General features: G+C 72.4%; 25 protein-coding genes. 21 read left to right on the top strand and 4 right to left on the bottom strand.

Annotated elements, in window-relative coordinates:
- Positions 1 to 30: 30 nt before the first annotated feature.
- Positions 31 to 1,044: a hypothetical protein gene (locus J4557_RS46845; protein WP_208274040.1), complete on the bottom strand. Its 1,014-nt coding sequence runs from the start codon at positions 1,042 to 1,044 to the stop codon at positions 31 to 33.
- 216 nt (positions 1,045 to 1,260) lie between these two features.
- On the opposite strand from J4557_RS46845, the gene J4557_RS46840 reads away from it, so the two are divergent.
- The 3 genes from J4557_RS46840 to J4557_RS46830 all read left to right on the top strand — a co-directional run bounded on the left by J4557_RS46840 (position 1,261) and on the right by J4557_RS46830 (position 5,570).
- Positions 1,261 to 2,412, top strand: coding sequence for a sensor histidine kinase (locus J4557_RS46840; RefSeq protein WP_208274038.1), 1,152 nt, complete (start codon positions 1,261 to 1,263; stop codon positions 2,410 to 2,412).
- Positions 2,413 to 2,518: 106 nt separating this feature from the next.
- Positions 2,519 to 4,636 (top strand): excinuclease ABC subunit UvrB, encoded by a 2,118-nt coding sequence (gene uvrB / locus J4557_RS46835; RefSeq protein ID WP_208274036.1) that lies wholly within the window; start codon positions 2,519 to 2,521, stop codon positions 4,634 to 4,636.
- A 160-nt stretch (positions 4,637 to 4,796) separates the two neighbouring features.
- Positions 4,797 to 5,570: an alpha/beta fold hydrolase gene (locus J4557_RS46830; protein ID WP_208274035.1), complete on the top strand. Its 774-nt coding sequence runs from the start codon at positions 4,797 to 4,799 to the stop codon at positions 5,568 to 5,570.
- A gap of 4 nt (positions 5,571 to 5,574) precedes the next feature.
- Here J4557_RS46830 and J4557_RS46825 read toward each other — a convergent pair whose 3' ends face one another.
- Positions 5,575 to 6,057, bottom strand: coding sequence for a GNAT family N-acetyltransferase (locus J4557_RS46825; protein WP_208274032.1), 483 nt, complete (start codon positions 6,055 to 6,057; stop codon positions 5,575 to 5,577).
- A gap of 125 nt (positions 6,058 to 6,182) precedes the next feature.
- Between J4557_RS46825 and J4557_RS46820 the strand changes: the two genes are divergently transcribed.
- The 3 genes from J4557_RS46820 to J4557_RS46810 all read left to right on the top strand — a co-directional run bounded on the left by J4557_RS46820 (position 6,183) and on the right by J4557_RS46810 (position 8,806).
- Positions 6,183 to 6,695, top strand: a complete 513-nt coding sequence (locus tag J4557_RS46820; protein ID WP_208274031.1) for a GNAT family N-acetyltransferase — start codon at positions 6,183 to 6,185, stop codon at positions 6,693 to 6,695.
- A gap of 127 nt (positions 6,696 to 6,822) precedes the next feature.
- Complete coding sequence (locus tag J4557_RS46815; RefSeq protein ID WP_208274030.1) at positions 6,823 to 7,866, top strand: SGNH/GDSL hydrolase family protein; 1,044 nt, start codon at positions 6,823 to 6,825, stop codon at positions 7,864 to 7,866.
- A 169-nt stretch (positions 7,867 to 8,035) separates the two neighbouring features.
- The gene (locus J4557_RS46810) at positions 8,036 to 8,806 is read left to right on the top strand and encodes a chymotrypsin family serine protease (protein WP_208274029.1); all 771 of its coding nucleotides are present in this window, start codon (positions 8,036 to 8,038) and stop codon (positions 8,804 to 8,806) included.
- A 169-nt stretch (positions 8,807 to 8,975) separates the two neighbouring features.
- Here the strand turns inward: J4557_RS46810 and J4557_RS46805 are convergent, their stop codons facing one another.
- A complete protein-coding gene (locus J4557_RS46805) occupies positions 8,976 to 9,581 on the bottom strand; it encodes a TetR/AcrR family transcriptional regulator (RefSeq protein WP_208274028.1) in 606 nt (201 codons plus the stop codon).
- A 192-nt stretch (positions 9,582 to 9,773) separates the two neighbouring features.
- Here J4557_RS46805 and J4557_RS46800 point away from each other — a divergent pair, with 192 nt between their 5' ends.
- The 14 genes from J4557_RS46800 to J4557_RS46735 all read left to right on the top strand — a co-directional run bounded on the left by J4557_RS46800 (position 9,774) and on the right by J4557_RS46735 (position 23,236).
- Complete coding sequence (locus J4557_RS46800; RefSeq protein ID WP_208274027.1) at positions 9,774 to 9,938, top strand: hypothetical protein; 165 nt, start codon at positions 9,774 to 9,776, stop codon at positions 9,936 to 9,938.
- Complete coding sequence (locus J4557_RS46795; RefSeq protein WP_208274026.1) at positions 9,938 to 10,867, top strand: ATP-binding cassette domain-containing protein; 930 nt, start codon at positions 9,938 to 9,940, stop codon at positions 10,865 to 10,867. Before J4557_RS46800 ends, J4557_RS46795 begins: the two co-directional genes overlap by 1 nt.
- Positions 10,868 to 10,878: 11 nt before the next feature.
- Positions 10,879 to 11,694 (top strand): ABC transporter permease, encoded by an 816-nt coding sequence (locus tag J4557_RS46790; protein WP_208274017.1) that lies wholly within the window; start codon positions 10,879 to 10,881, stop codon positions 11,692 to 11,694.
- 10 nt (positions 11,695 to 11,704) lie between these two features.
- The gene (locus J4557_RS46785; RefSeq protein ID WP_208274015.1) at positions 11,705 to 12,307 is read left to right on the top strand and encodes an SAM-dependent methyltransferase; all 603 of its coding nucleotides are present in this window, start codon (positions 11,705 to 11,707) and stop codon (positions 12,305 to 12,307) included.
- A 29-nt stretch (positions 12,308 to 12,336) separates the two neighbouring features.
- Complete coding sequence (locus tag J4557_RS46780; RefSeq protein WP_208274013.1) at positions 12,337 to 13,929, top strand: cytochrome P450; 1,593 nt, start codon at positions 12,337 to 12,339, stop codon at positions 13,927 to 13,929.
- 343 nt (positions 13,930 to 14,272) lie between these two features.
- A complete protein-coding gene (locus J4557_RS46775) occupies positions 14,273 to 14,698 on the top strand; it encodes a hypothetical protein (RefSeq protein ID WP_208274006.1) in 426 nt (141 codons plus the stop codon).
- Positions 14,699 to 14,986: 288 nt separating this feature from the next.
- Entirely contained in the window at positions 14,987 to 15,334 is a 348-nt protein-coding gene (locus tag J4557_RS46770) for an NADH-quinone oxidoreductase subunit A (protein WP_208274005.1), read from the top strand.
- A gap of 26 nt (positions 15,335 to 15,360) precedes the next feature.
- Positions 15,361 to 16,743, top strand: coding sequence for a hypothetical protein (locus J4557_RS46765; RefSeq protein WP_208274004.1), 1,383 nt, complete (start codon positions 15,361 to 15,363; stop codon positions 16,741 to 16,743).
- Positions 16,740 to 17,642 carry a complex I subunit 1 family protein gene (locus J4557_RS46760; RefSeq protein WP_208274003.1) on the top strand — a complete coding sequence of 301 codons (903 nt, stop codon included), beginning with the start codon at positions 16,740 to 16,742 and terminating at the stop codon, positions 17,640 to 17,642. Before J4557_RS46765 ends, J4557_RS46760 begins: the two co-directional genes overlap by 4 nt.
- A gap of 9 nt (positions 17,643 to 17,651) precedes the next feature.
- Positions 17,652 to 18,179 carry an NADH-quinone oxidoreductase subunit J gene (locus J4557_RS46755; RefSeq protein WP_208274002.1) on the top strand — a complete coding sequence of 176 codons (528 nt, stop codon included), beginning with the start codon at positions 17,652 to 17,654 and terminating at the stop codon, positions 18,177 to 18,179.
- Positions 18,176 to 18,481: an NADH-quinone oxidoreductase subunit NuoK gene (nuoK, locus tag J4557_RS46750; protein WP_208274001.1), complete on the top strand. Its 306-nt coding sequence runs from the start codon at positions 18,176 to 18,178 to the stop codon at positions 18,479 to 18,481. The genes J4557_RS46755 and nuoK overlap by 4 nt, the downstream gene beginning before the upstream one ends.
- Entirely contained in the window at positions 18,478 to 20,352 is a 1,875-nt protein-coding gene (locus J4557_RS46745) for an NADH-quinone oxidoreductase subunit 5 family protein (RefSeq protein WP_208274000.1), read from the top strand. Before nuoK ends, J4557_RS46745 begins: the two co-directional genes overlap by 4 nt.
- Positions 20,349 to 21,848: a complex I subunit 4 family protein gene (locus tag J4557_RS46740; protein ID WP_307800605.1), complete on the top strand. Its 1,500-nt coding sequence runs from the start codon at positions 20,349 to 20,351 to the stop codon at positions 21,846 to 21,848. The genes J4557_RS46745 and J4557_RS46740 overlap by 4 nt, the downstream gene beginning before the upstream one ends.
- Positions 21,845 to 23,236 carry an NADH-quinone oxidoreductase subunit N gene (locus tag J4557_RS46735; RefSeq protein WP_208273999.1) on the top strand — a complete coding sequence of 464 codons (1,392 nt, stop codon included), beginning with the start codon at positions 21,845 to 21,847 and terminating at the stop codon, positions 23,234 to 23,236. The genes J4557_RS46740 and J4557_RS46735 overlap by 4 nt, the downstream gene beginning before the upstream one ends.
- A 230-nt stretch (positions 23,237 to 23,466) precedes the next feature.
- Here the strand turns inward: J4557_RS46735 and J4557_RS46730 are convergent, their stop codons facing one another.
- Positions 23,467 to 24,321, bottom strand: coding sequence for a class I SAM-dependent methyltransferase (locus tag J4557_RS46730; RefSeq protein WP_208273997.1), 855 nt, complete (start codon positions 24,319 to 24,321; stop codon positions 23,467 to 23,469).
- Between the two features lie 199 nt (positions 24,322 to 24,520).
- On the opposite strand from J4557_RS46730, the gene J4557_RS52425 reads away from it, so the two are divergent.
- On the top strand, positions 24,521 to 24,700 hold a 180-nt coding region (locus tag J4557_RS52425), incomplete at its 3' end, for a BlaI/MecI/CopY family transcriptional regulator (protein ID WP_372442601.1).

Below are 24,700 nucleotides of genomic sequence, written 5' to 3'. Positions count from 1 at the left end.
GTCCTCCCCGCCGCCGGGGCCGCGCCCCGGTCATTCGTACGGGTCCTTCGCACGCAGCGCCTTCCGGATGATCTCGATGACGTCCCGGTCGGTGTAGGAGTGCGACAGCCGAATCCCGATCACCTCGAAGAGCTTGCGGACCTCCTCGACGGTCGGCTCGTCGTCCAGCGGCGCCAGCCGCGCCTGCTCCACCGGCACCCGGCGCGCCTGGTCCAGGCTCATCTGCAGCTCGGCGCTCACCCAGCTGTAGTAGAACTTGTCGCTGTCGACCACCAGCGCCTCGCCGCGCGGGTCGTCGCGGGTCACCACCAGCCGCGACGACGCCAGGTCGTAGCGCAGCGTCGTCATCGTCTGCGCCAGGCCGATGTCGATGTCGAGCATCCCGAAGCGCTGCTTGTGCCAGCACGCCGCCAGGAGCGTCGCGTACGCCTCCTTGCGGGTGCGCTCCAGCGTCCACTTCTCGCCCGTCGCGTCCGGCGCCTCCGACACCGAGCGCCGGTGCCGCGCGTACGCCTCGCAGACCTCGGTGTTCGTGGGGTCGAGGATCTCCAGCCGGAACAGCAGCGTGCGCCGGTCCCTGCGGGCGGCCGCCACGCACTCGGGCAGCGTCTTGGCGCGGATGTAGGTCCCGGTGCCGCCCTTGAAGAACCACCGGTCGGTGTCGCGGCGCGCCTCCTCCAGCACGTGCGCGACCTGCCCGCCGCCGATCACCCGCACGACCGCCGTCTCCTCCAGCGCCCGCTTGGTGCCCGCCAGCACGCTCTCGAACTGCTCGACGTGCGACAGCCGGCCGCTCAGCTCCTCCAGCGTGGACGCGGACGCGCGCAGCGTGTCGCGGACCTCGGCCTCCACCGGGATGCGGCGGCCCCGGTCGCGCAGCACCGAGGTGGCCAGCAGCGCGATCACCGCCAGGATGGCGCTGTTGGTGATCTCGGCCTCGTGCGGCAGGTTCACCCCGAGCCCGAGCACCGCGACGGTGATCGCCAGCACCAGCGCGATGAAGGCGTCGGCGTTCTTCCCGAGCCAGTTGGCGAAGCGGGTCATCGTCTGCTGCCATCCCCGTCCTAGTCGGCGCGGTCATCGTAACCACAGCACCGGGACGGCGGGAAAGCCCTGCGGGCGGGGCGTCGCGGGCGCCGCCGGGCCACACCCCCGTCACCGGGACCGCCGCCGGCGCCGTCACCTGGGCGGAGACCGGTCGCGCGGGCTCGGTCCTTCTGGGACGGTTCGGGTCCCCTGGCCTGCCTATAGGCTCGTCGCATGCACCTGCGGGGCTGGTGGTCGGCGGCGTGGCCGACGCGGCGTTCACGCGCGCTGGACGTCACCCTGGCCGTGTCCTTCGCGGTTCTGGACGGTCTCTTCCTCTGGTTCTCCCCCCAGCATTTCTGGCTGCCGCACACCGTCACGTCGGCGTGCAGCGCCGTCCTCGGCCTCTGCATCGTCGTGCGGCGCCGGCATCCCGTCGCGCTGGCCGTCTTCGCGACGGCGTTCAGCGCCGTCACCGGGGGCGGCGCGTTCGTCGTCCTGGTGATCCTCTACTCGCTGGCGGCCTACGCGGCGTCCCGCCGGGTCGTCCTCGGGGTCGCGGCCCTGAACTACGCCGTCGGCCTCGCCTTCCCCCCGCCCACGTCCAGCAACGACAGCTTCCTCGCGCAGGCGATCTTCGGCATCACGTTCACCGGGGTCCCCGTCCTGCTGGGCCTCTACATGGGCGCGCGCAAGCAGCTCCTGGCCTCGCTCCAGGAACGCACGGCGCGCCTGGAACGCGAGCAGCACCTCCTGGCGGAGCGCGCGCGGGGCGAGGAGCGCACCCGCATCGCCCGCGAGATGCACGACGTGGTCGCCAACCGGATCAGCGTCATGGTCGTCCACGCCGGCGCCCTCAAGGCCGTCGCCGCCCGCGACCCCGCGCGGGCCGCCGAGACCGCCGCCGTCATCGGCGACATGGGCCGGCAGGCGCTGGAGGAGCTGCGGCACGTGATCGGCGTCCTCCGCCAGGGCGAGGAGGCGCTCCCGCAGGAGGCCGTCACCCTCCAGCACGTGCGGGAGCTGATCGGCCAGTCCGGTGCGGCGGGCCTGCGGGTCGCCCTGTCCGTCCGCGGCGCGGAACGCCCCATGCCCACCGCGGTGGGACGGACGCTCTACCGGCTCGTCCAGGAGGCCCTGACCAACGTGCACAAGCACGCCGGCGCCGCCGACACCCGCGTCGACCTCGGCCTGCTCCCCGAGGCGATCGAGGTGGAGATCGCCAACGACCCGCCCACCGCGCCGCCCGCGCACGACCTGCCGAGCGGCGGGCACGGCCTCGTCGGCCTGCGGGAGCGGGTCACCGCCCTCGGCGGCAGCTTCGAGGCCGGGCCGCGCGGCGGCGGCTACGCCGTCAGGGCCCGCCTCCCGCTCCCCGCCTCCTGACCGTTTCACCGGCCTGAGCTGCGGAAATATCGAGGGGTCCGCGATTGTCGTACCTGCTGCATAGAGTGGGCGGCAAGCGAAGGAAAGACCAGGGGGAGAGGCGATCATGCGGCCGATCACGGACCTGCGGCGCCGCGTGGCGCCGTTCGAGGTCGTCACCGAGATGACGCCGTCGGGCGACCAGCCGCAGGCGATCACCGAGCTGGCCGAGCGCGTCGATCGCGGCGACAAGGACTCGGTGCTGCTCGGCGCCACCGGCACCGGCAAGACCGCCACCATCGCGTGGCTGGTCGAGAAGCTCCAGCGGCCCGTCCTGGTCATGCAGCCGAACAAGACGCTGGCCGCGCAGTTCGCCAACGAGCTGCGCGAGATGATGCCGGGCAACGCCGTCGAGTACTTCGTGTCGTACTACGACTACTACCAGCCCGAGGCGTACATCCCGCAGACCGACACCTACATCGAGAAGGACTCCTCGATCAACGACGAGGTCGACCGGCTGCGGCACTCGGCGACCAACTCGCTGCTCACCCGCCGCGACACCGTCGTCGTCGCGTCGGTGTCGTGCATCTACGGCCTCGGCACCCCGCAGGAGTACGTCGACCGGATGGTCCGGCTGCACGTCGGCCAGGAGATCGACCGAGACGACCTGCTCCGGCAGCTCGTCGGCATGCAGTACACCCGCAACGACCTGGCGTTCACCCGCGGCACGTTCCGGGTCCGCGGCGACACCATCGAGATCATCCCGCAGTACGAGGAGCTCGCCGTCCGGATCGAGATGTTCGGCGACGAGATCGAGAAGCTCGCCACCCTGCACCCGCTCACCGGCGAGGTCATCACCGAGGACGAGGAGCTGTACGTCTTCCCCGCCTCCCACTACGTCGCCGGCCCCGAGCGCATGGAGCGCGCCATCGGCGACATCGAGGCGGAGCTGGAGGAGACCCTCGCCGCCATGGAGCGGCAGGGCAAGATGCTGGAGGCGCAGCGGCTGCGCATGCGCACCACCTACGACATCGAGATGATGCGCCAGGTCGGCACCTGCTCCGGCATCGAGAACTACTCCCGGCACATCGACGGCCGCGGCCCCGGCACCGCCCCCAACACCCTCCTCGACTACTTCCCGGAGGACTTCCTCCTCGTCATCGACGAGTCGCACCAGACCGTCCCGCAGATCGGCGCGATGTACGAGGGCGACGCGTCCCGCAAGCGGATGCTGGTCGAGCACGGGTTCCGGCTCCCGTCCGCGATGGACAACCGGCCGCTGAAGTGGGAGGAGTTCCTCGACCGCATCGGCCAGACCGTCTACCTGTCGGCGACGCCCGGCCCCTACGAGATGAACCGGGTCAAGGGCGACGTCGTCGAGCAGGTCATCCGCCCCACCGGCCTGATCGACCCGGAGATCGTCGTGAAGCCGACCAAGGGGCAGATCGACGACCTCGTCCACGAGATCCGGCTGCGCACCGAGCGCGACGAGCGGGTCCTCGTCACCACCCTCACCAAGAAGATGGCCGAGGACCTCACCGACTACCTCCTCGAACTCGGCGTCCAGGTCCGCTACCTGCACAGCGAGGTCGACACGCTGCGCCGCATCGAGCTGCTGCGCGAGCTGCGCGCCGGCGAGTTCGACGTGCTGGTCGGCATCAACCTGCTGCGCGAGGGCCTCGACCTGCCCGAGGTGTCGCTGGTGTCGATCCTGGACGCCGACAAGGAGGGCTTCCTGCGCTCGGAGACCTCCCTCATCCAGACGATCGGCCGCGCGGCCCGCAACGTCTCCGGCCAGGTGCACATGTACGCCGACACCGTCACCCCGTCGATGGAGCGCGCGATCGACGAGACGAACCGGCGCCGCGCCAAGCAGCAGGCCTACAACGAGGAGCACGGCATCGAGCCGACGGCGCTGCGCAAGCGGATCGCCGACATCCTCGACTCCCTCGCCCGCGAGGACGCCGACACCGAGACGCTCATCGGCGGCGCGGGCCGCCAGCAGAGCCGCGGCAAGGCACCCGTCCCCGGCCTCGCGTCCCGCACCAAGGAGGTGGGCCGGCACGCCGCCGACCTGGTCGGCGAGCGGCCCCGCGAGGAGCTGGAGGGCCTCATCGAGCAGATGACCGAGCAGATGCACCAGGCGGCCGCCGACCTGCAGTTCGAGCTCGCCGCCCGGCTCCGCGACGAGATCAAGGAGCTCAAGCGCGAGCTCCGCGAGATGAAGGAGGCCGGCGTCAGGTAGCCCGCGGCCGGCGTCAGGTGGCCCGCGGCCGGCGTCAGGTGGCCCGCGGCCGGCGTCAGGTGGCCCGCGGCCGGCGTCAGGTGGCCCGCGGCCGGCGTCGGGCGGCCGGCGCCCCGGAAAACGGCTGGCGATCATCGGCGGCCGCGCGGACGATCGAGGCATGCGAAGGACCGGACGCGAGGGACGCCGCATCGCCTGGGAGACCGCGGGGAGCGGGCCGCCCCTGGTGCTGCTGCACGGATCCTTCGGCCACCGCGGCGTCTGGCGCTCCAGCGGTCACGTCGACGCGCTGGCGGGGGAGTACCGGCTCGTCCTCATCGACGCGATCGGCTACGGCGAGAGCGACGCGCCGCACGACGCGTCCGCCTACCGCGTCGAGCGGCAGGCGGACGACGTCGTCGCCGTGCTCGATGCCGAGGGCATCGGCCGGACCGCCCTCTGGGGCGCGTCGATGGGCGGCATCGTCGGGCTCCACCTGCTGGCCCGCCGCCCGGAACGGCTCACCTGCCTGATCGCCGGCGGCGCCCACGCCGGCGAGGTCGGGTTCGGCCGGGCGGAGGTCGAGCGGGAGGCCGAGCTGTGCCGCGAGAAGGGCGCCGCGCCGTTCGTCGAGGCGGCGGAGAGGCAGGGCTTCGTGCCCGGCTGGATGCGCGCCGCGATGCTCGCGGTCGACCCGGAGGTGCTCGCCGCGCAGACGATCGGTGCCTCCGGCAGGCCCGGCGTCGACGGTGCCGTGGCGGCGGCGGGCGTGCCGGTGCTGCTGCTCGCCGGGGACCGCGACCGCCGGTCGACCGCGATCCGCCGCACCGCCGAGGCCGTGCCGGACGCCTCGCTGGTGGAGCTTCCCGGCTGCTCTCATCTGGACGCGTTCCTGCGCCTCGACCTCGCCCTGCCGGCGGTACGGCCGTTCCTGCGGCGGTACGCCGCGGGGTGACGCGCTACCGCGCGGTCACGGTGCGGGCCATCTCGAACTGCATCTCGTCCTTGCCGGGACGGCCGCGTTCGGCGCGGCCCGTCCTCGCGAAGCCGTGGCGGGCGTAGAGGCGCTCCGCGTGACGGTTCCCCTCGAAGACCCAGAGCCTCAGCTCGGCGAAGCCCCGGTCGGCGGTCCATTCCAGTGCGGCGCGGACCAGCAGGTCGCCGATCCCCCGGCCGCGGGCGGACGGCGCCACCCACATGCCGACGAGCTCGGCCGCCGCGCCCTCGTCGGGAACGACGGCGGCCAGGCCGGCCGGGCCGTCGGCGGTCTCGGCGAGGAAGGTGTTGCGGGCGGCGAGCCGGTCCTGCCAGACGCTCGGCGCGAACGCCTCCTCGCGGGCGAGGGACGACCAGAAGGCCGCGGGCGATTCGGCCAGGGACGCCAGCCGGACCGACCGGTACAGGGCCCAGTCCCCGATCTCGAGCAGCCGCACCGTCGCCATGCCGCACACGGTCGCATCGGCCCGAGCCGGCGGCAACCCGTTTCCGGCCGCGCCCCCTTCCGGCTGCGGCCCGGCCGGCGGAAAAGGAGAGGCCGCGCGCCCGCCCGGCGTCCTAGGCTCGCGGGATGGAGTACGACGTCCGCCCCGCGCGGCCCGGGGACCTTGCCGGACTGCCGTCCATCGAGGACTCCGGCGACCGCCTGTTCCAGAGGATCGGGATCGTGTTCCCGCCCTCCCCGACCATCGCCGAGGAGATGATCGCCAAGGGCGCCGGGTTCCTCGTGGCCGGGGACCCGCCGGTCGGGTTCGCGACCGTCGGTGAGGTGGACGGCGCGACGCATCTGGAGCAGATCTCCGTCCACGCCGACCTCGTCGGCCGGGGCATCGGCACCCGCCTCCTGCGCGCGGTGGTGGACGGCGCCGCCGGGCGGGGCTCCCCGGGAGTGAGCCTCCTGACGTTCCGGGACGTCCCGTGGAACGGCCCCTGGTACGCCCGGCACGGCTTCGCCGAGCTCCCCGAGGAACGCTGGGGACCGGGCGTCCGCGCCTACTGGGACGCGGAGATCGCGGCCGGCCTGCACGACCTCGGGCCGCGCGTCGTGATGTGGCTGCCGCTGCCCGCGCCCGGCACCGGATGAGCCGCGCCCGCACGTAAGGTTGTTCTCCGGGAACGCGCGACGCCCCGCCCGCGTCCCATTTCAAGATCTACAACGTAAAGGCGGACGGTCGGGGGCTCCCGGCGTCCCGGTTGCGCGAGGAGGACGATTGACCCCCGGGTCCTGGCCGCGTCGGCTGCGGGAGCGTCTCGGCGAGCGCGGGCTCGCCGTCCTCGTCCTGGTGGGGCTGCTGGCCCTCGCGGTGGTTCCGCTGGTGGCGATGCCGGCCGCGCGGTGCAAGGCGTTCGGGAGCGGGTGCCCCCGGCCGAAGCCGCCGGTCCGCGCCGATCCGGTCGTCGCGAAGGAGAAGCAGGTCACGCCGGTCGAGGCGGCGACGCGCGGCGCGTACGCCGCGCTCGGCGACTCGTACTCGGCGGGTGTCGGCGCCGAGGCGACGGTCGCCGACAACAACCCGCTCAACCGGTGCCGCCGCACGTCCAAGGCGTACTACCACGAGGTCTCGACGGCGTTCCGGTTCGCCAAGGGGTCCTCGTTCTGGGCGTGCTCGGGCGCCACGACGGCCGACGTCCTCAAGGGGCGGTACGGCGAGCCCCCGCAGCTCGACCGCGTCAACGCCGGCACCAGCCTGGTGACGATCAGCATCGGCGGCAACGACGTCGGGTTCTCCAAGGTGCTGGGCGGCTGCGTGATGCGTCTGCCGTGGAGCCACAGCTGCACCGACCAGGGCGCGGACATCGCCGGGCGGATGGCGAGGCTCCGCCGGGACCTGCCCGCCCTGCTGGAGAGGATCACCGATCGGGCGCCGTCCGCGCGGGTGATCGTGATGGGCTATCCGAAGGCGTTCTCCGAGGTCACGGGGGTCGGCGGGGACAACATGACGGTCTCGGACCAGCGCTGGCTGAACGCGCGCGCCTACGACCTCGGGCAGCTCGTCCGGCAGTCGGCCGCCGAGGCGGACGCGCGGGTCGTGGCGCGGCACGGCCGGGGGAGCGTGGAGTTCGTCGACGCCTACAGCGCGTTCGCCGGCCACGAGGCGGGCAGCGCGGTTCCGTACATGAACGGCCTGGCGCTGAACCTGTCGGCGCTGGAGGCCGAGCCGCGCAGCTTCCATCCGACGGCCGCCGGGCAGCACGCGCTCGCGCAGCTGTTCCTCGCGCAGATCCAGAAGGGCCCGGGCCGCCCGCTGTCCTGAAACGGCCACGATGCGATGGACGTCCCGGTCTGACGTGCGGTGACGTCTCCGCGGCATGCCCGCGGGAGCGCCGTGCCGCGCGCCGGGGCGTCGTCCCGGCTTCCAGAAAGACATTGATGTCTGTTTAGCTTGCGGTGTCCGGTCGCCCGACTCCTGGAAGAGAGCCACGATGCCCAAGCTCCTGCGCAGGACCCTCGCCGCCGCCCTCGCCGCCGCGGGCCTGTCCGTGCCCGCGCTGCCCGCGCACGCCGACTCCCCGGTGCCGCTCGGCGGCGGCTCCGGAATCGTCCAGCAGGTCAAGCAGGTCTCCGGCGGCGGCTACAGCTTCGAGCTGTGCACGCTGACCGCGATCGGCCACGACGCCGACGGGAACCTGGTGGGCCTCACCAACGCGCACTGCTTCATCGACGCCGACGGCAACAAGCTCGTGGGCGACACGGTCTACGCCAACACCACCCCGGCCGGGACGCCCGACTCGCCCGCCCCGGCCACCTTCGACTTCGACGCGACCATGGCGATCGGCCCGATCGGCAAGGTCACCTACGTCAGCGAGCCCAACAACTACGCCTCCGGCGGCCCCCGCGGCCTGGACTACGCGGTCATCCGGCTCGACCCGGCCAAGGTCGCCCCGGCCGCCACCGTCGGCGCGCCCAACGGCTCGACGACGATCGACTCCGTCGGCCCGGTCCCCGCGTCCGGCACCCGGATGTGCAAGCAGGGGCACACCACCGGCCTCACCTGCGGCGCCACCCTCGGCGCCGACGCCCCCTGGTACTGGACGCTGATCTGGACGTGGGCCGGCGACTCCGGGTCCCCCGTCGTCAACGGGACGGCCCTGGCCGGCTCGGCGTGGGGCGTCCAGCACTTCACGCCCATCACGAGCATCCTCGACGACATGAACGCGCACGGCGGCGTGGGCGCGGGCTTCCACATCGGCTGACGGCCTCCGTCTCCCGGCGCCTCCCCGCGGCCGCGGGGAGGCGCCGCCGTCTCCGGCTCACGTCCCGTCGCGGGGCGCGCTCGACGGCGAGGGCGACGAGGTCCTTCAGGTCGTGCTCGGCGAGGACGCCCGGCAGTGTCAGGCTCTCCACGATCAGCCAGTTCAGGCTTCACCCTTCCCCGGTGGCGGGCTCGTTCGGGTCGGGTGGAGGCCGGAGTGCGGTGAGGGTGGTCCGGACGAGGCGGCGGACGGCTTCGGGATCGTCAAGGTCGCCGGCGGCGGCGAGGGCGTGCAGGCAGTAGAGGGTGAGTTCGGCGGCGGGAACGTCCTGCCGCACCGCTTGGGCGGCGGCCGCTTCGCCGATCAGGTCGCCGACGAAGTCGCGCAGTCGTTGGTGGGCCACGGCGACGTGGTCGCCGCTGTGAAGCCGGCCCGCGAGGTCCCGGTCGTGGCGGGGGCGGTGGAAGAGCATTCCGGCGTAGGCCGTCAGTACGGCCTGCAGCCGCTCGGCGGCGCCGGTGGTCCGGTCGCGGGTGTGGACCAGCTCCTGGAGATGGTGGTCGATCTGGCGCTCGTGCCAGGCGCGCAGGATGGACTCGACGTCCGGGAAGTACTTGTACAGCGTCGCGCGGCCGATGCCCGTGTCCTTGGCGATCTGCGACATCGTCACGCTGGTCAGCCCGCGTTCGGCCACCAGGGCGGCGGTGGCGTCGAGGGTCGCCTCGCGAACCGCGTCGCGGTGCGCCTCGATCGTCTGGCTCCAGATCCTCGGCATGCCGACCATGGTAAGCCGTGTCTCGATCCTGGACACATGACCAGACAGCGACAGTCTGTCGCGACGCCGCCGTCCGATATGGACACTCTGAAAACTTCAGAGACAGTTTGAGTTGACATAGACACTGTGTATTGCAAACCTGGGCTCTGCTGGAACCGGAAGACGCCGCCCGCGGATGACGAGGAGCGCTCGATGCCCGACCTGCCTTCACACCCCGAGACCGACCGCCATGGCGAGCCCGCGATCGCCGCGGGGTCCCGGCGCCGGAGAGTGCTCCTCATCACCGCCGCCGCGGCCGTCGTGGCCCTGGTCCTCGTGCTGCATCTGACCGGTGTCATCAGCATGGGAGAGCACTGATGATCGAGGCCGACGCGCTCGTCAAGCGCTACGGCGGCGTCACGGCGGTCGACGGCCTGTCCTTCACCGCTCCGTCCGGTTCGGTGACCGGGTTCCTCGGTCCCAACGGCGCCGGGAAGTCGACGACCATGCGGATGATCCTCGGGCTGGACGCGCCCACCGCGGGATCGGTCACGGTCAACGGCCGTCCTTACACCGGGTACCGCCGGCCGCTCCGCGAGGTGGGGGCGCTTCTCGACGCCAAGGCGGTGGCAGGGGGACGGTCGGCCCGCGACCATCTGATGTGGCTGGCGCTGAGCAACGGCATCCCGCGCTCGCGCGTGGACGAGGTGCTCGGGCAGGTCGGTCTGGCAGCGGCGGCCCGCAAGAAGGTCGGCGGCTTCTCCCTGGGCATGGCGCAGCGGCTCGGCATCGCCGCCGCGCTGCTGGGCGACCCGCCGGTCCTGATGTTCGACGAGCCCGTCAACGGCCTGGACCCCGACGGCGTGGCCTGGATCCGGACGCTGCTGAAGTCGCTGGCCGGCGAAGGCCGCACGGTGTTCCTGTCCAGCCACCTGATGAGCGAGATGGCGCTGACCGCCGACCGGCTCGTCATCATCGGCCGCGGCCGGCTCATCGCCGAGACCACCGTCGCCGATCTGCTCGCCGCGGGCGGCGGCAACCACATCAGGGTCCGCTCCGCCGAGGCCGACGACCTGGCCCGGCTGCTCACCGATCGCGGAGCCGCCGTCGGCCGGGAGCCGGACGGCGCCCTGCGGGTCACCGGCGCCACGGCCGACGAGATCGGCGATCTCGCCCGCGCCCGAGGGCTGGGGCTGCTGGAGCTGTCACCGCAGCGGATGTCGCTGGAGCAGCGCTACATGGAACTGACCCGCGACGCCGCCGACTACCGGTCCGGTGACTCCGCGCCGACGCTCTCCGCGAAATGAAGGACGCCGCCATGACCGTCACCGCCTCGCCCCCGTCCCCGGTCCTCCGCCGGCGGGGCGACTTCACCAACGTGCTCCGGGCGGAGCTGCACAAGCTGCGCACCGTTCGCTCCACCTACTGGGTCCTGCTGATCGCCTTCGCCTCCAACATCGGCTTCGCCGTCCTGACCGCGGCCGTCCTGGCGCCCCGGCTGGGCGCCGGTGAACGTGCGCGCGTCGATGTCGTCCAGCTGGCACTGGCGGGCCTGCACCTGTCCCAGATCGCCTTCGGCGTGCTCGGCACCCTCCTCATCACCGCCGAGTACGGGACGGGCATGATCCGCACGACGCTGGCCGCCGTCCCCCGGCGCCGCACCGTGCTCGCGGCCAAGGCCCTGGTCCTCGCCGGCGCGACGCTGCCGCTGTCCACCGCGTCCACCTTCGCCGCCTACCTCGTCTTCCAGGCGGCTCTGCCCGCGCACACCCTGAGCGGGACGGCGCTGACCGACCCCGGCGTCGCCCGCGCGGTCTTCGGCGGCGGGCTGTACCTGACCGCGCTCGGCCTGCTCGGGTTCGGCCTCGGCGCGCTCCTGCGCTCGTCGGCCGGCGCGATCGCGACCCTGTTCGGCCTGCTGTTCATCCCTCCGCTGCTGCTGAACCTGCTGCCAGGGACCTGGAAGAGCACCGTCGGTCCTTACATCCCGATGCAGTCCGGCGACCAGGTCTACGTCGCCGCCCACCGCGAGGCGGCCGCCCTCGGCCCGTGGACCGGGTTCGGCGTGTTCTGCCTGTACGCCGTGGCAGCACTGATCGCCGGGTTCGTCATCACCGGCCGACGCGACGCCTGAGCGGAGGACCATGCCGGATCGGCACCGCACACCCCACCGTCCGGACGACCCGTACACCGGCCGCCCGCCATGGGACATCGGCGCGCCGCAACCGGCGTTCGCCGCACTCGCCGAGAAAGGAGAGCTCCGCGGACGCGTCCTGGACATCGGTTGCGGCACCGGGGAGCACACCCTCCTGGCCGCCGCCCACGGCCTGGACGCCACCGGGATCGATCTCGCGGCCGGTGCCCTGCGCGCCGCCGAGCGGAAGGCGCGGGAGCGGGGCTTGACCGCCCGGTTCCTGCGCCTCGACGCCCTGCGAGCAGCGGACCTCGGCGAGGTCTTCGACACCGCGCTCGACTCGCTCGTCCTGCACGCTTTCGACCCTGCGAACCGTGTCGCCTACCTGGACGGTCTGCGTGCGGTTCTGCGTCCGGGGGGCCGGCTGTTCGTGCTCTGCTACAGCGACCTGCACACCGCCGAGCCGGACGTCCCGCACAAGGTGTCCCGCAAGGATCTCCTCGCCGCCTTCTCGAACGGCTGGGCCGTGGAATCGCTCCAGGCCACCGTGTCCTCGTCCAACGTCCACGCCGACGGCGTCGCCGCCTGGCTGGCCGCCTGCACCCGCATCTGAGGTCCGAGACCAGGAAGGGACCGCTGCCCATGTACGCGTCCCGAGCCCGTATCCCCACCGACCGTGCCGCCCGCTATCTCAAGCAGCTCTGCGAGCACAGCGACCAGATGAGCGCGCTCACCCTCCGCCACGGCCACGCCGAGGGCGCATCGCCTGGGGTGCGGCACACCGAATGGTCCGGCACCGAGGGCGTCATCGACTTCGGTCGGGGGCGCTGTACCGTGCGGGCCGGCGGTGAAGAACTGACGCTGCACGCCGAAGCGGAAGACAAGCGAACTCTCCGGCGGCTCCAGGACGCCATGAAAGGACGCCTCGAACGCATTGGCCGCCGCGACGCCCTGACCGTCACCTGGGAACCGGTCGGAACGGGCTCGGGAGGAGCGGCGGCGATCGTCGGCGCCCTGATGACATCCGAAGGCCGCGCCGACCCGTTCCCCCTCTACGCGAAGGCACACGAACTCGGCCCCGTCTCCGTGATCACGGGCGGCCCGCACCTCGTCTGCGGCTATGCGGCCGTCAACCAGGTGCTGCGCGATCCCGGGTTCGGACCGATGGAGCGCCCTCTCGAAGACCCCGATCGTGCCGTCGGCGGGCCGCCGTCGATGGGCAGATCGATTCTCTGGGCCAATCCGCCCGATCACGGACGCATGCGGTCACTGATCTCCCAGGTGTTCACCGCACGCCGCGTCACCGCCCTGCGCCCGGCGATCGAGGACGCGGTCGACGCCCTGCTCGACGAGCTCGCCGAGACCGGCGCAGGTGGTCGCTCCGTCGACTTCATGGAGCGGTTCGCCTTCCCGCTTCCCGTCACGGTGATCTGCGAGATGCTCGGCGTCCCGGCAGCCGACCGACACCGCTTCCGCTCGCCGGCCGCCGACCTGACCGAGGCGCTGGAGCTACCGGCCCTCGCGTCCTCGCCCGGTGCGCCCGGTGCGCCCGATGCGGACGGCCCGGTCGGCGCGGCCGCACGGGAACTGGCCGGATACTTCGCCCACCTGATCCGCGAGCGCCGCGCTGCCCCGCGCGGCGATCTCGTCAGCGCCCTGGTGGCGGCCCGCGACGCCGACGACGGTCGCCTGTCGGACGAGGAACTGCTCGCCAACCTCATCCTGTTGCTCGTCGCCGGCTTCGAGACCACCACCGGCCTGCTCGGCAACGGCCTCGCGATCCTCCTGGACCGCCCCGACGTCCTCACGGGACTGCGCTCCGGCGCGATCGACGTGACGGGGTTCGTCGAGGAGGTCCTGCGCTACGACTCCCCGGTGCAGGTCACCACCCGGGTGGCCCGCGCTGACGGCCTCACCGTCGGCGGCCTGCCCATCCCCAAGGGCGGCGATGTGATCCTTCTGATCGGCGCGGCCAACCGCGACCCCGCCCGCTACCCCGATCCCGACCGTTTCGACCCGGCCCGCCCCGACAACAGACCGCTCAGTTTCGGCGCCGGTCCGCATATCTGCCTCGGCAACGGGCTGGCCCGCCTCGAAGCCGCCATCGCCTTCCCGCGCCTTCTGGCCCGCTTCCCGGAGATCTCCGCGATCCCGGACGCACCGCGCACCCGCCGCGACCGCCTCGTCCTACGCGGCCACGAGACCCTCCCCGTACGCCTACTCCCAGGGCGTTGAGCCCTACGGGCGGCCACAGGCCGAGGCGGCGTCCGCCACGCCACCACCGACTCGCCAGATGAGACAACGCCTGCGTCACTCCCGCACGCGTCCCAAAACCCGAACATGCCTGTACAGTTTCCGTCGGCGGCGGCGCCGCCCCTCCCTCCCATCGCCGCAACAGAGTGCCCGTTGTCCATCCCTCCCCGGCGCTGCACAGCCGCCGGAACACCGACACCTCGACACGGCCGCGGTGCCGGGCGGCACTCGCGCCGACCGGCATGGCGCAGTTCATGCTGATCCTCGACGTGACGGCGCCGGCTCCGCCCTTCACCGCAATGCCGCGAACGACGGAGAGACAACAATGGAACTGGGCACCGACACCAAGATCGTCATGCTGGCGGCCGGGCTGATATTCCTGTGGGCGCTCACACTGGGCGTATGGAAATACAGGCAGATGGATCGGTCTGAGAACCACCTGGCCCACCCCTACGTGGACACGGCGCATCGCGCCGCTCTGCTCTACTCGTTCGCCACCCTGCTGGTCGCCGCGTTCGTCCAGTTCAGCGGCTGGAACACGACCGTGAACCTGCTGTCCGCCGGGGTGATCGTGCTGTTCTTCGCGGCCTCCATCGGCACGTACGTCTATCACGGCTGGCGCCGTGACACCGACAACCAGTTCCGTGACCGGGTCCGCGGCACCACCGCTTACATGATCGCCCTGATCGTTGCCGAGATCGGCGGTTTCGCCGTCCTGCTCCTCGGCTTCGTGCGAGCGCAACTGCTCTGAGCCGCCGCCCTCACGGCCCCGTCCGCATGCCTGCCGGCGGGGCCGTTGCTCGTGGCGCGGGCCGGCGGGCAGCCGCCGGATGGTGGACGCCGGGGCCGTCCCCGAACAGCGCGATCTTCCCGACCGCTGACCGCCGGCCGGCCCGGGCGGCCTGAGCCCCTGACCGGCTGTGCTCAGCCGCGTAGGAGGTGACGGCGCCGTGAACCGTCTGGACAAGTACTCGCCGGGGGTATCTTCGTGGGGCATGATCTCCTACTAGCCGTAGGAGAGTCGAGGTGGGGAAGTCGGATGCATCCGTACGTGGCGGTGCTGGCCCTCGTGGGCCTGCTGGCGGCCGTGATCGCCGCCGTCTACGCGCTGTCGGCCGCCTTCGCGCCGCCCGCCGCGGTCGGGGGCGCGCCCTTCCTCTCCGGGCTGCGGCCGCAGGAGCATGCGCTGTCCCGGTACCACGTGCGCTGGTACGTCGTGACGATGGTCTTCCTGGCCTTCGACATGGAGATGGTCTTCATGTACCCGTGGGCGGTGGTCGTCGCCTCAGTCGGGGCGAAGGCCGTCGTGGAGATGTTCGCCTTCCTCGTGCTCCTCCTCGTCGGCGTCGTCTATGCCTGGCGTGAGGGGGCCTTCCGATGGGCCTGAGGGCACGGCTCGCTCGCTTCGCGAGCATGCGGTCGCACGCCTTCCTCATCGCGGTGCCCGGCGCGACGCGGACCCGGCTGCTCGTCGAGGCGGAGCTGCGGCGGCGGGGCGGACGGTCGGTCGCGTCGCCCGTGGCCGCGGGGATCCTGGTCGTCTGCGGTACGCCGGGCGGCGAGTCGACGGCGGTCGTGGACGCCGTCTGGAGCGACATGCCGGGTCCGCGCTCGCTGGTCCGCCTCGGCGAGGCGGCGACCGCTGACGAGGTCCGGGAGGCGTTCGACCGCGCGGTCGAGGAATTGAAGGACGTCGCGGTGCAGCGGGCGGACGCCATTGCTCGGCGGCAGGGCGGCCCTTGGACGCCTGACGCCGGTGCTGAGGGCATGGAGCACGGCCATCACGGCGGCGGTCACGGAGAACACGGCGGGGAGGATGACCAGCCGGGGGACTCCGGCCATGCAGGTCACCACGCCGGTGCGCACGCTGAGGACGACGAGGACGACGAGGACGACGAGGACGACGAGGGCGACGAGGGCGACGAGGGCGACGAGGGCGACGAGGCTGACGAGCACGGCGAGCACATGGGGCACGAGCACATGGGCCACGGCGAAGGGCACGGTGGCCACGGGGGACACGAGCACCACATGGGAGCTCCGATGGGGCTGGCCATGGCCGGGCGGGCCGACGACCGGGACGGGCTGAAGCTCGACGTGCTCCACGTACCGCTCGGGCCGGCGCTTCGTGATTGGCCGGCCGGTCTCGTCGTGCGCCTGACCCTGCAGGGCGATGTCGTCCAGAACGCCGAGGTCGGCGTGATGGGAGCCGCGGGGGAGGGCAGGTCCTTCTGGGACGAGCCCTGGCTTCGGGCCGCCGCGGGCGAGGCGGTGTCGGAGGGTGAGGCGGCGCGGCGCCGGGCCGCGGCGCACCTCGACAGTGTCGGGCGCTTTCTCGCGGTCGCCGGCTGGGAGCACACGTCCGGCCTCGCGCACGCCCTGCGGGACGACGTCATGGCCGGTGCGGCCGGTGACGTGCTGGCCGCGCGGTTCGCCCGCCTCGACCGGCGCGTGGGCGGATCCATCACGCTTCGCTGGATGGTCCGCGGCCTCGGTGCCGTCGACGACGCGACAGTGGAGCGGCACGGTCTGACCGGCCCGGCAGGTCGTGCCGGTGACGTTCTCGATCGGTTGAAGAGGTGGCTGGAGGGGATCGGCGCGGCCCTGAGATGCCTCGACTCCACCGAGCCCCTGAGCGGCACGGACGGCCCGCGCGGTCCCGTCGAACGGCGGCCGAGCGCGGCGATGCTGGCCGCGCTGCCGGAGCTGCTGGACGGAGCGGAGCTGGCGGAGGCGAGGCTGACCATCGCCAGCCTCGACCCGGATCTCGACCAGCTCGCCCTCGGCGGTGACCGGTGAGCGGCACGACACCGGTGTGGGCGGTGGTGGCGCTTCCTCTCGTCCTGGCCGTGCTGACCTACGCCGCCGCGGCCATGGACGCCGCGTTCCGCACCGGGGACGGTCCGGTCGCGCCCCTGCGCGAGGGAGTCCGGCTTCTCGTCCAGCAGCGGCGGAGGACGCTCGCGTCCGACGTGCTCCTCACGCGGATCGGCGTGATCAGCCTTCCGGCGGCGGCTCTCCTCGCGGCGACGGTGATCCCGCTCGGCGGCACGAGCGTGTGGAACCTGCCGGTGAGCGTGGTCTGGTTCAACGCGATGGAGGTCGTGGCGTGGGCCTCTCTCTGGCTGGCCGGCTGGGGCGTCAACTCGGCGTTCCCGCTGGTGGGCGGCTACCGCTTCCTGGCTCAGGGCCTGGCGTACGAGTTGCCGCACATGTTCGCGCTCATCACCGCCGCGCTCGGGGCGGGCTCGCTCGACCTCGCCGGGGTGGCCGCCGCGCAGCACGGGCTGTGGTTCGTGGTGTGGATGCCGGTCGCGTTCGCCGTCTACCTGCTGTCCGCGCTGGCGATGGCCTTCTGGGGTCCGATGGGTCATCCGCTGGCGGACGATCTGGCGGGCGGCGTGGCGGGCGAGCTGTCCGGCCCGGACCGGCTGCTCTTCTTCACCGGCCGGTTCGCTCTGCTGACCGTCGCGGCGGCGGCCTCCGTGCCGCTGTTCCTCGGCGGGGGAGCGGGGCCCTGGCTTCCGGACCGGGCCTGGTCGCTGGTCAAGACGGTCGCCGTGCTGACCCTGATGGTGTGGGTCCGGGGCCGGCTGCCGGTGATCAGGATGGACCGCTTCATGACGGCCGCCTGGATGGTCCTGATCCCCGCCACGTTGCTCCAGACGCTGGTCGTCGGCGTCGTGGTCCTGAACTGAGGAGGTGACATGCAGACCGTTGCGTTCTGGATCCTGGCGGTGGCCGCCGTCGGCTTCGGAGCGGCCGTGTTCGCCGTGGACTCGATGGCGCGCGCCACCTTCGCCCTGCTCGCCTCGTTCCTGTGCGTCGGGATCGAGCTGCTGCTGCTCGACCTGGACTACCTCGGCGTGCTCGTCGTGCTGATGATGATCATGGAGATGCTGGTCATGGCGGTCTTCATGATCATGTACATGATGAACCCCGGCGGGCTCATGCCGATGACGATGGTGCACAACAACCGGGGGGCGGTCGTCATCTCGGTCGCGGTCTTCGCGGCGATGGCGGCGGGCATCTTCCTCACGCCCTGGCCGCATCGCCGGGGCGCGGTGCCGCGCGATCCGACCTTCTCGGTCGGCCAGGCGATCATGGGGCCGAAGATGCTGGTCATGATGGTGATCGGCATCGCCATCCTCGCCACGATGATCGCTTCGGTGGTGCTCGCCACCGACCGGGGCCGCTACGACCGCCCGCGGGGCCGGGACGGCGGTGGCGCGTGAACCTGCAGCTCTTCCTCCTGCTCGCCGCCGCGCTGTTCGCGGTGGGCCTGTACGGGGCGCTGTCGCAGCAGTCGATCGTGATGCTGATGATGGGCCTCGAACTCATGATCAACGGGGTGCTGGTCGCCGGCGCCGCGTTCTGGTTCTACGTCATGCCCGGCACGGCGGACGGCCAGGTCCTGATCCTGGTGGCCGTCACGGTGATGGCGCTCGAGATGGCGATGGGGTTCGCCGTGGTGACCGCGCTGTTCCGCAGCCGGGACGTGGACGTCACCGACGACGCGGGGGACCTCAAGGGATGAACGCCCTCGCCTGGATCCTCCCGGTGGTCCCGGTCGCGACCGGCGTCCTGCTGCTGGCAGGCCGCTTCACTCTCGGACGCCGTCTCGACGGTCCCGCGCCGGCGGTCGCCGCGGCCGCGCTTCTCGTCACTCTCGGCGTCGCGATCGGAGCCGCGTTCGCCCGGCCGGCGGTGCGCTTCCCCCTGTTCGACCGGATCCCGGCCGGACTGGCGGTGGACGGGCTGTCGGCCGCGCTCATCCTCACCGTCGCGTCGGTGAGCCTCGCCGTCGTCGTCTTCGCCGCCGGTGCGTTCGCACCGGACGAATCGAGGGCGCGCTTCTTCGGCCTGATGCTGGTCTTCACCGGAGCCATGCTGGTGACGGTCACCGCGACCGACCTGGCCGTCCTGCTCATGGCCTGGGAGCTCATGGGCGCGATGTCGTACGCGCTCATCGGCTTCTGGTGGCGGGAGCCCGGGCGGGTCGGTTCGGCCGACGTCTCCTTCGTGACCACGCGGGCCGGCGACCTCGGGCTCTACGTCGCGGCAGGCGCCGCCCTCGCCGGTACGGGATCGCTGAACCTGGACGGACTGGCCACCGCGCACGGCTCCTGGCGGGACCTGATCGCCGCGGGCGTCGTCCTGGCCGCGCTCGGGAAGTCGGCGCAGCTGCCGTTCTCCTTCTGGCTGTCCCGGGCGATGGCGGGCCCGAGCCCCGTCTCGGCCCTGCTGCATTCGGCCACCATGGTCGCCGCCGGGGCGTACCTTCTGCTGCGCCTCGAACCGCTGCTGCACGCGACCGGCTGGGCCGCGCACCTGGTCGCCTGGACGGGCGCGCTCACCGCGCTGCTCCTCGGCGCCGTCGCGCTGGCCCAGCGCGACCTGAAACAGCTGCTGGCCGCGTCGACCTGCGCGCAGATCGGCTTCATGGTGCTCGGCGCCGGAGCCGGCACCGTGGCCGGAGGCACGGCCCAGCTCGTCGCCCACGCCGCCGTGAAGAGCCTGCTGTTCCTGGCGGCGGGCGCATGGCTGTCCGCCCTCGGAACCAAGGACCTCACCGAACTGCACGGTGCCGCCCGGCGCCATCGCCTGGTCGGAGCCGCCTTCGGGATCGGCGTGCTCGCCCTTGCCGCCGTCCCTCCCCTGTCGCTGTGGGCGACGAAGGACGAGGTCCTCAGCGCGGCTCTAGAGGAATCCCCGGCGCTGTACGCGGTGGGGCTCGCCGCCGGGCTGCTCTCGGCGGGTTACGCGGCCCGGGCGCTCGTCGCGGTGACCCGTCCGGCCGACGCGGCGACCCGGATGGACACCGAGCAGGCGGGGACGCGGCATCTCGGCCTTCTCGAGCGGCTGCCGCTGCCCGCGCTCGCCCTGGCCGCCGCGGTTCTCGGGATCCTCGCGCTGCCGCCGGTGGCCGGGGCGTGGAAGGACCTTCTCGGCGCCGGCGGGGAGCCGAGCCCGGGACCGGCCGGACTCGCCGCGTCCGGTGCGCTCGCGGTGCTGGTCGTCGCCGCGACCCGGGTTCTGATGAACCGGGGGAGCGGCGTCCCCGCGGCGTGGACGGCCCCCGCCCTGAACTGGCTGCATCTCGAACGGCTCGCCGGCGCGCTCATCGCCCGTCCGGTGTTCGCGCTGGCCCAGGCCCTCGCCCGGTTCGACGACCGGGTCGTCGACGGCGGGGTCCGGGCCGCCGCCGCGACCGGGCGGCTCGCGGCCGGGCTCGCCGGCGGCCGGGTCGAGATCCGCGTGGACGGCGTCGTCGACGCGGTCGGCCGGGGAGCCCGCCGGCTCGCCTCGCTGGCGCGGCGCCCGCAGACCGGCCAGGTGCACACCTACTACGCGCAGGCCGCCGTCCTGCTCGCCGTGCTCATCCTCATCGTCCTCGTGGTCAGGTGACCGTGCTCTCCCTGGTGATCTTCCTCCCGCTCGCCGTCGCGCTCGGCCTCTCCGCCCTGCCCAAGCTCGGCGACCGCGCGGTGGTCCGGACCTGGATCGCCGCGTCCGCCGCCGACCTCGCCCTGGTCATCGCCATGTGGGCCGGTCACGGCAACGGCGGCGGCGTCTCCTACGAGGAGAACGTGCGCTGGATCCCGTCGGTCGGCGCCGGCTACCACATCGGAGTGGACGGCCTCTCCCTGCCGCTGCTCGCGCTGACCTCGGTGCTGTTCCTGGTCTGCGCGATCTACTCGCTCCGCCGGACGACGCAGGTGCGGGCCTTCGCGGCGCTCTTCCTGTTCCTCCAGACGGTCTCCCTCGGCCTGTTCGCGGCCCTCGACCTGCTGCTGTTCTTCGTCTTCTTCGACCTGTCGATCGTCGGCATGTACTTCGTCATCGCGGGCTGGGGACACGGCGACAGGAACCGGTCGGCGCTGAAGTTCTTCCTCTACACCTTCCTCGGCTCGCTCGCCCTGCTGCTGGGCTTCATCGGCCTGTACCTCGGAGCCGAGCCGCACACCTTCGACATGGTCGAGCTCACGCGCCACCCCGCACTGGCCGGGTCGCCGGGACTCGCGGCACTCGTCCTGCTGGCCATCGGCCTCGGCCTCGCCATCAAGACGCCGGCCGTCCCGTTCCACACCTGGCTCCCGCCGGCGCACACCGACGCACCGGCCGAGGGCTCGGCGATCCTGGCCGGGATCCTGCTGAAGATGGGCACCTACGGCTTCGTCCGCATCGCCATGCCGATGCTGCCGGACGCCTGGCGCCGCTACGCCTGGGTGATCATCATCATCGGTCTGATCAGCGTCCTGTACGGAGCCCTGGTGGCGTTCGCCCAAGAGGACCTCAAGCGGCTGATCGCCTACACGTCCGTCAACCACATGGGGTACATCGTCCTCGCGCTCGGCGCCGCCGGCGCGGCCGGGGACGAGGCGGCGCGGCGGCTGGCCGTGACCGGCGCCGTCACCCAGATGGTGAGCCACGGCCTGATCACCGGCGCGCTCTTCCTACTGTCCGGAGTGCTCTACGACCGCGCCCGCACCTACGACATGGGGCGCTTCGGCGGCCTCGCCCGCGGCGCCCCGGTCTTCTCCGCGCTCATCGCGCTCGGCGCGTTCGCCTCGCTCGGGCTGCCCGGCCTCTCCGGCTTCATCGCCGAGTTCCAGATCTTCACGGGCGTGATCGGCAGCGGCGGCACCGGACTCGTCGTCGCGGGTGCGCTCGCGGTTCCCGGCATCCTCATCACGGCGGCGCTGTTCCTGCGCCTGCTGCACCGGGCCGTCCTGGGGCCGCCCGGCGAGCTCACCTCGCGCGTCACCGACGTCCACCGCAGCGAACTCGCCGCCGTGGCGCCCCTGCTGGTGCTGTCCGCCGCCATCGGAGTCGCGCCCCGCTTCCTGCTGGACGCCATCGAGCCGATCTCCTCCGCCGTGGTCTCGCTGGTGGCCCGATGACGAGAGAGAACCCGGCGGACCTCCTGCCGGAACTGTTCGTCCTGGGTGCCGCCGTGACCGGGCTCCTGGCCGGATCGTTCCTGCCCCGGACCCGGCAGTGGATTGTCGCGGCCCTCTGCGCGGCCTGCCTGGCCGGCGGGCTCGTCACCGCGGGCCTCGCCGCGCGGCGCGCCGACCTGATGACGTTCGACGCCTTCATGCTCGACCCCGTCACGCACGTGACGCGGATCGTCGTGCTGGCCGCCACCCTCCTGGTCATCGTGCTCGCGACCGGCCCGATGCGCGGCCACCGCCGCGAGACCGAGTTCTACGTCCTCGTCATGCTGGCCGCGCTCGGCACGATCACGCTCGGCGCCGCGTCCGACCTGCTGGTCCTGGTCGCCGCGTACCTGCTGGCCAGCATCCCCGGATACGCGCTCGCCGGCTTCGGGAAGAGCGCGCCGGGCACCGAGGCGGCGCTCAAGTACTACCTGGTGGGCGCGTTCCTGGGCATCCTCATGCTGGTCGGCGTGACCCTCCTGTACGGACTGGGGCGCGGCACGTCCTACGAGATTCTCCGGTCGGGCCTCGGCGCCGCTCCGTCCGGCGCGGTCATGGTCGGCGTCGTGCTGCTGCTCGCCGGACTGTTGTTCAAAGCGGGCGCCGTGCCCGCCCACTTCTGGGTCCCGGACGTCACCGAGGGCGCGCCCCCGGTCGTCGCCGCGTTCGTCACGACGGTGCCGAAGATCGGAGCCTTCGCCGCCCTCTTCAGGTTCGCCGTCGAGGCGCTCCCGCCCGATGCGGCCGGCTGGCCGGTGCTCGTCGCGGTCATCGCCACCGCGACGATGACACTGGGCAACCTCGCCGCCTTCGCCCAGGACAACGTCCGGCGCCTGCTCGCCTACTCCACCATCAGCCAGGCCGGATACCTCCTGCTCCCCGTCGCCGTCGCGGGCCGCACGGACCTGGCCGAACCCGCCCTTCTCTACTATCTGGCCGCATACGCGATCACGAACATCGGTGCCTTCGCCGTCGTGGTCGCCGTCGGCGAGGACGAGTTGAGCGCCTACACCGGACTCTCACGGCGCAGCCCGCTGCTGGTCGCGTCGCTGGTGGTCTGCCTGCTGGGACTCATCGGCACCCCGCCCACCGCCGTTTTCGTCGGCAAGCTGCTGATGTTCGGCTCGGCGCTGGACGGCCACTACGCATGGCTGGCGGCGGTCGCAGCGGTCAACTCCGTCGCCAGTGTCTTCTACTACCTGCGGTGGATCGTCCCCATGCTCCGCCGCGACGACGGCCGCGGAGCCCGCGGAACCCTTCGCGGGGCAAGGCTGACCGCGTACGCCGCGGCAGCCGGTTCGGTCGCGCTCGGCATCGGGGCCGGCCTGGTCCTCGCGGTGGTCGATTGAGCCGTTCGGGCGGACGGAACCCCGCAGGCGCTGCCGGCGCCTCGGCGGGCGCAACGACTGAAGCCGGGCGGCACCAGGTGGTTCCGTTCCGTCGCCTCCCTGACCTTGCTGGGAGAGGCGCTGCGCCGGCGGGTGCGCGCTCTTCGGGAATGCCGTCCGCCGCAGCCGGACGCCCCGGTCTCACCGTCCAAGGTGCGAGACCGGGCGGTCCGTGCCGCATCTGGCGCAGATCAGCGGCCGGCGGTGACGAGCCAGGCCGACGAGCCGAGGAAGACGCCGTCCGGTGTCTGGAAAGGCCTGACGGCGGCTTCCAGGTCGTGCAGCGCCTTCGACAGCGTGGCCTCGTCCATGCCGCCGACGATGCCCGATGCGGCCGGATGGTGGCGGAAATAGTCAAGGACATCCGGTACGTCAGAGCCGACTCGAAGCCTTTCCTGTGCCGGGCGGATCTCGATGTCACCGCAGCCGGCCTGCGTGAGGAGTTCGCGGATGCGGTCGGGGTCGGCCAGGGAGAAGGGCCCCGGAGCGCCCGGCGCGCCGATGTCGGGCAGCGCGCCGTAGGAGGCGAGGACGCTGAACGGCACGACGATGTGCTCGTTCTGCAGGGCCTCCTGCCAGCAGAGGAATGCGAGCCTCCCGCCCGGCTTCAGCGCTTGGGCGATGTTCCTGAAGGCCGCCCGCGGGTCGTTGAAGAACATGACGCCGAAGCGGCTCATCGCGAGATCGAAGTGCGCCTTCGGGAGCGGGACGCTCTCGGCGTCGGCCCGCTGGAAGCGCAGGTTGCTCAGCCCCTCCTGCTGCGCCCGTGCGCGTGCCCGGGCGAGTATCGGCTCAGAGATGTCGACGCCCAGGACCTCCCCCTCGGGGGCGTTGCGGGCGGCGATGCGGCTCGTCTCACCGCAGCCGCATCCGACATCGAGAACCCTGTCGGCCGCGGAGATGTCCGCGGCCTGGATGAGCCGCGTGGTCAGGGACGTGAGCATCCGGTCGTGCCGGTCCTCGTGCTCGACCCAGTGCCGCCCGGTGGAGCCGTTCCATCCGTCCTCGCCGCCGAAGGGCGAGGAGTCTTCGGAAGTGGTGGCCATCTCTTCTCCTTCGTGTCGGACCCGCCGCGTTCTACTACGACCCCTTAGTACTACGCGATCATAGTAGCGAGTCCCTGATCGGCCGCCGCTGCCTCGGGTTCCGCATCGCACCCCTGCTCAGCCGCGCGAGGCCCGAGACGTCCTGTTCCCGCCGTGAGTCGGTTCTCCGGCACAATGTGGGGAGGACGGAGGTGGCCGTGTGGCCGGGTTGGCTGGATCGCTTGAGCGTTCCGTCATGGACGTGCTGTGGGCGGCGCCTGGTCCGCTGCGGGTCCGTGAGTTGCTGACGAGGCTGAACGAGGACGCGGGGAAGAAGCTCGCGTACAACACGGTGCAGACGGTGGCCGAGCGGCTGGCGCAGAAGGGGATGGTGCGGCGC

Origin of the sequence: Actinomadura nitritigenes (assembly GCF_017573545.1) — a bacterium.
In the GTDB taxonomy this organism is placed as follows: domain Bacteria; phylum Actinomycetota; class Actinomycetes; order Streptosporangiales; family Streptosporangiaceae; genus Spirillospora; species Spirillospora nitritigenes.
Note: the sequence above shows the minus strand (reverse complement) of the source record. Positions and strands in the feature narration are given on the sequence as shown.

Bases quoted from the DNA above. Each gene is read 5' to 3' on its own strand.
- J4557_RS46795 (WP_208274026.1), top strand. From the start codon at position 9,938: ATGATCGAGGCCGACGCGCTCGTCAAGCGCTACGGCGGCGTCACGGCG.
- J4557_RS46830 (WP_208274035.1), top strand. From the start codon at position 4,797: ATGCGAAGGACCGGACGCGAGGGACGCCGCATCGCCTGGGAGACCGCG.
- J4557_RS46845 (WP_208274040.1), bottom strand. From the start codon at position 1,044: ATGACCCGCTTCGCCAACTGGCTCGGGAAGAACGCCGACGCCTTCATC.
- J4557_RS46805 (WP_208274028.1), bottom strand. From the start codon at position 9,581: ATGCCGAGGATCTGGAGCCAGACGATCGAGGCGCACCGCGACGCGGTT.
- J4557_RS46770 (WP_208274005.1), top strand. From the start codon at position 14,987: ATGCATCCGTACGTGGCGGTGCTGGCCCTCGTGGGCCTGCTGGCGGCC.
- J4557_RS46810 (WP_208274029.1), top strand. From the start codon at position 8,036: ATGCCCAAGCTCCTGCGCAGGACCCTCGCCGCCGCCCTCGCCGCCGCG.
- J4557_RS46790 (WP_208274017.1), top strand. From the start codon at position 10,879: ATGACCGTCACCGCCTCGCCCCCGTCCCCGGTCCTCCGCCGGCGGGGC.
- J4557_RS46775 (WP_208274006.1), top strand. From the start codon at position 14,273: ATGGAACTGGGCACCGACACCAAGATCGTCATGCTGGCGGCCGGGCTG.
- J4557_RS46840 (WP_208274038.1), top strand. From the start codon at position 1,261: ATGCACCTGCGGGGCTGGTGGTCGGCGGCGTGGCCGACGCGGCGTTCA.
- J4557_RS46745 (WP_208274000.1), top strand. From the start codon at position 18,478: ATGAACGCCCTCGCCTGGATCCTCCCGGTGGTCCCGGTCGCGACCGGC.
- J4557_RS46820 (WP_208274031.1), top strand. From the start codon at position 6,183: ATGGAGTACGACGTCCGCCCCGCGCGGCCCGGGGACCTTGCCGGACTG.
- uvrB (WP_208274036.1), top strand. From the start codon at position 2,519: ATGCGGCCGATCACGGACCTGCGGCGCCGCGTGGCGCCGTTCGAGGTC.
- J4557_RS46785 (WP_208274015.1), top strand. From the start codon at position 11,705: ATGCCGGATCGGCACCGCACACCCCACCGTCCGGACGACCCGTACACC.
- J4557_RS46765 (WP_208274004.1), top strand. From the start codon at position 15,361: ATGCGGTCGCACGCCTTCCTCATCGCGGTGCCCGGCGCGACGCGGACC.
- J4557_RS46825 (WP_208274032.1), bottom strand. From the start codon at position 6,057: ATGGCGACGGTGCGGCTGCTCGAGATCGGGGACTGGGCCCTGTACCGG.
- J4557_RS46780 (WP_208274013.1), top strand. From the start codon at position 12,337: ATGTACGCGTCCCGAGCCCGTATCCCCACCGACCGTGCCGCCCGCTAT.
- J4557_RS46730 (WP_208273997.1), bottom strand. From the start codon at position 24,321: ATGGCCACCACTTCCGAAGACTCCTCGCCCTTCGGCGGCGAGGACGGA.
- J4557_RS46735 (WP_208273999.1), top strand. From the start codon at position 21,845: ATGACGAGAGAGAACCCGGCGGACCTCCTGCCGGAACTGTTCGTCCTG.
- J4557_RS46755 (WP_208274002.1), top strand. From the start codon at position 17,652: ATGCAGACCGTTGCGTTCTGGATCCTGGCGGTGGCCGCCGTCGGCTTC.
- J4557_RS46800 (WP_208274027.1), top strand. From the start codon at position 9,774: ATGCCCGACCTGCCTTCACACCCCGAGACCGACCGCCATGGCGAGCCC.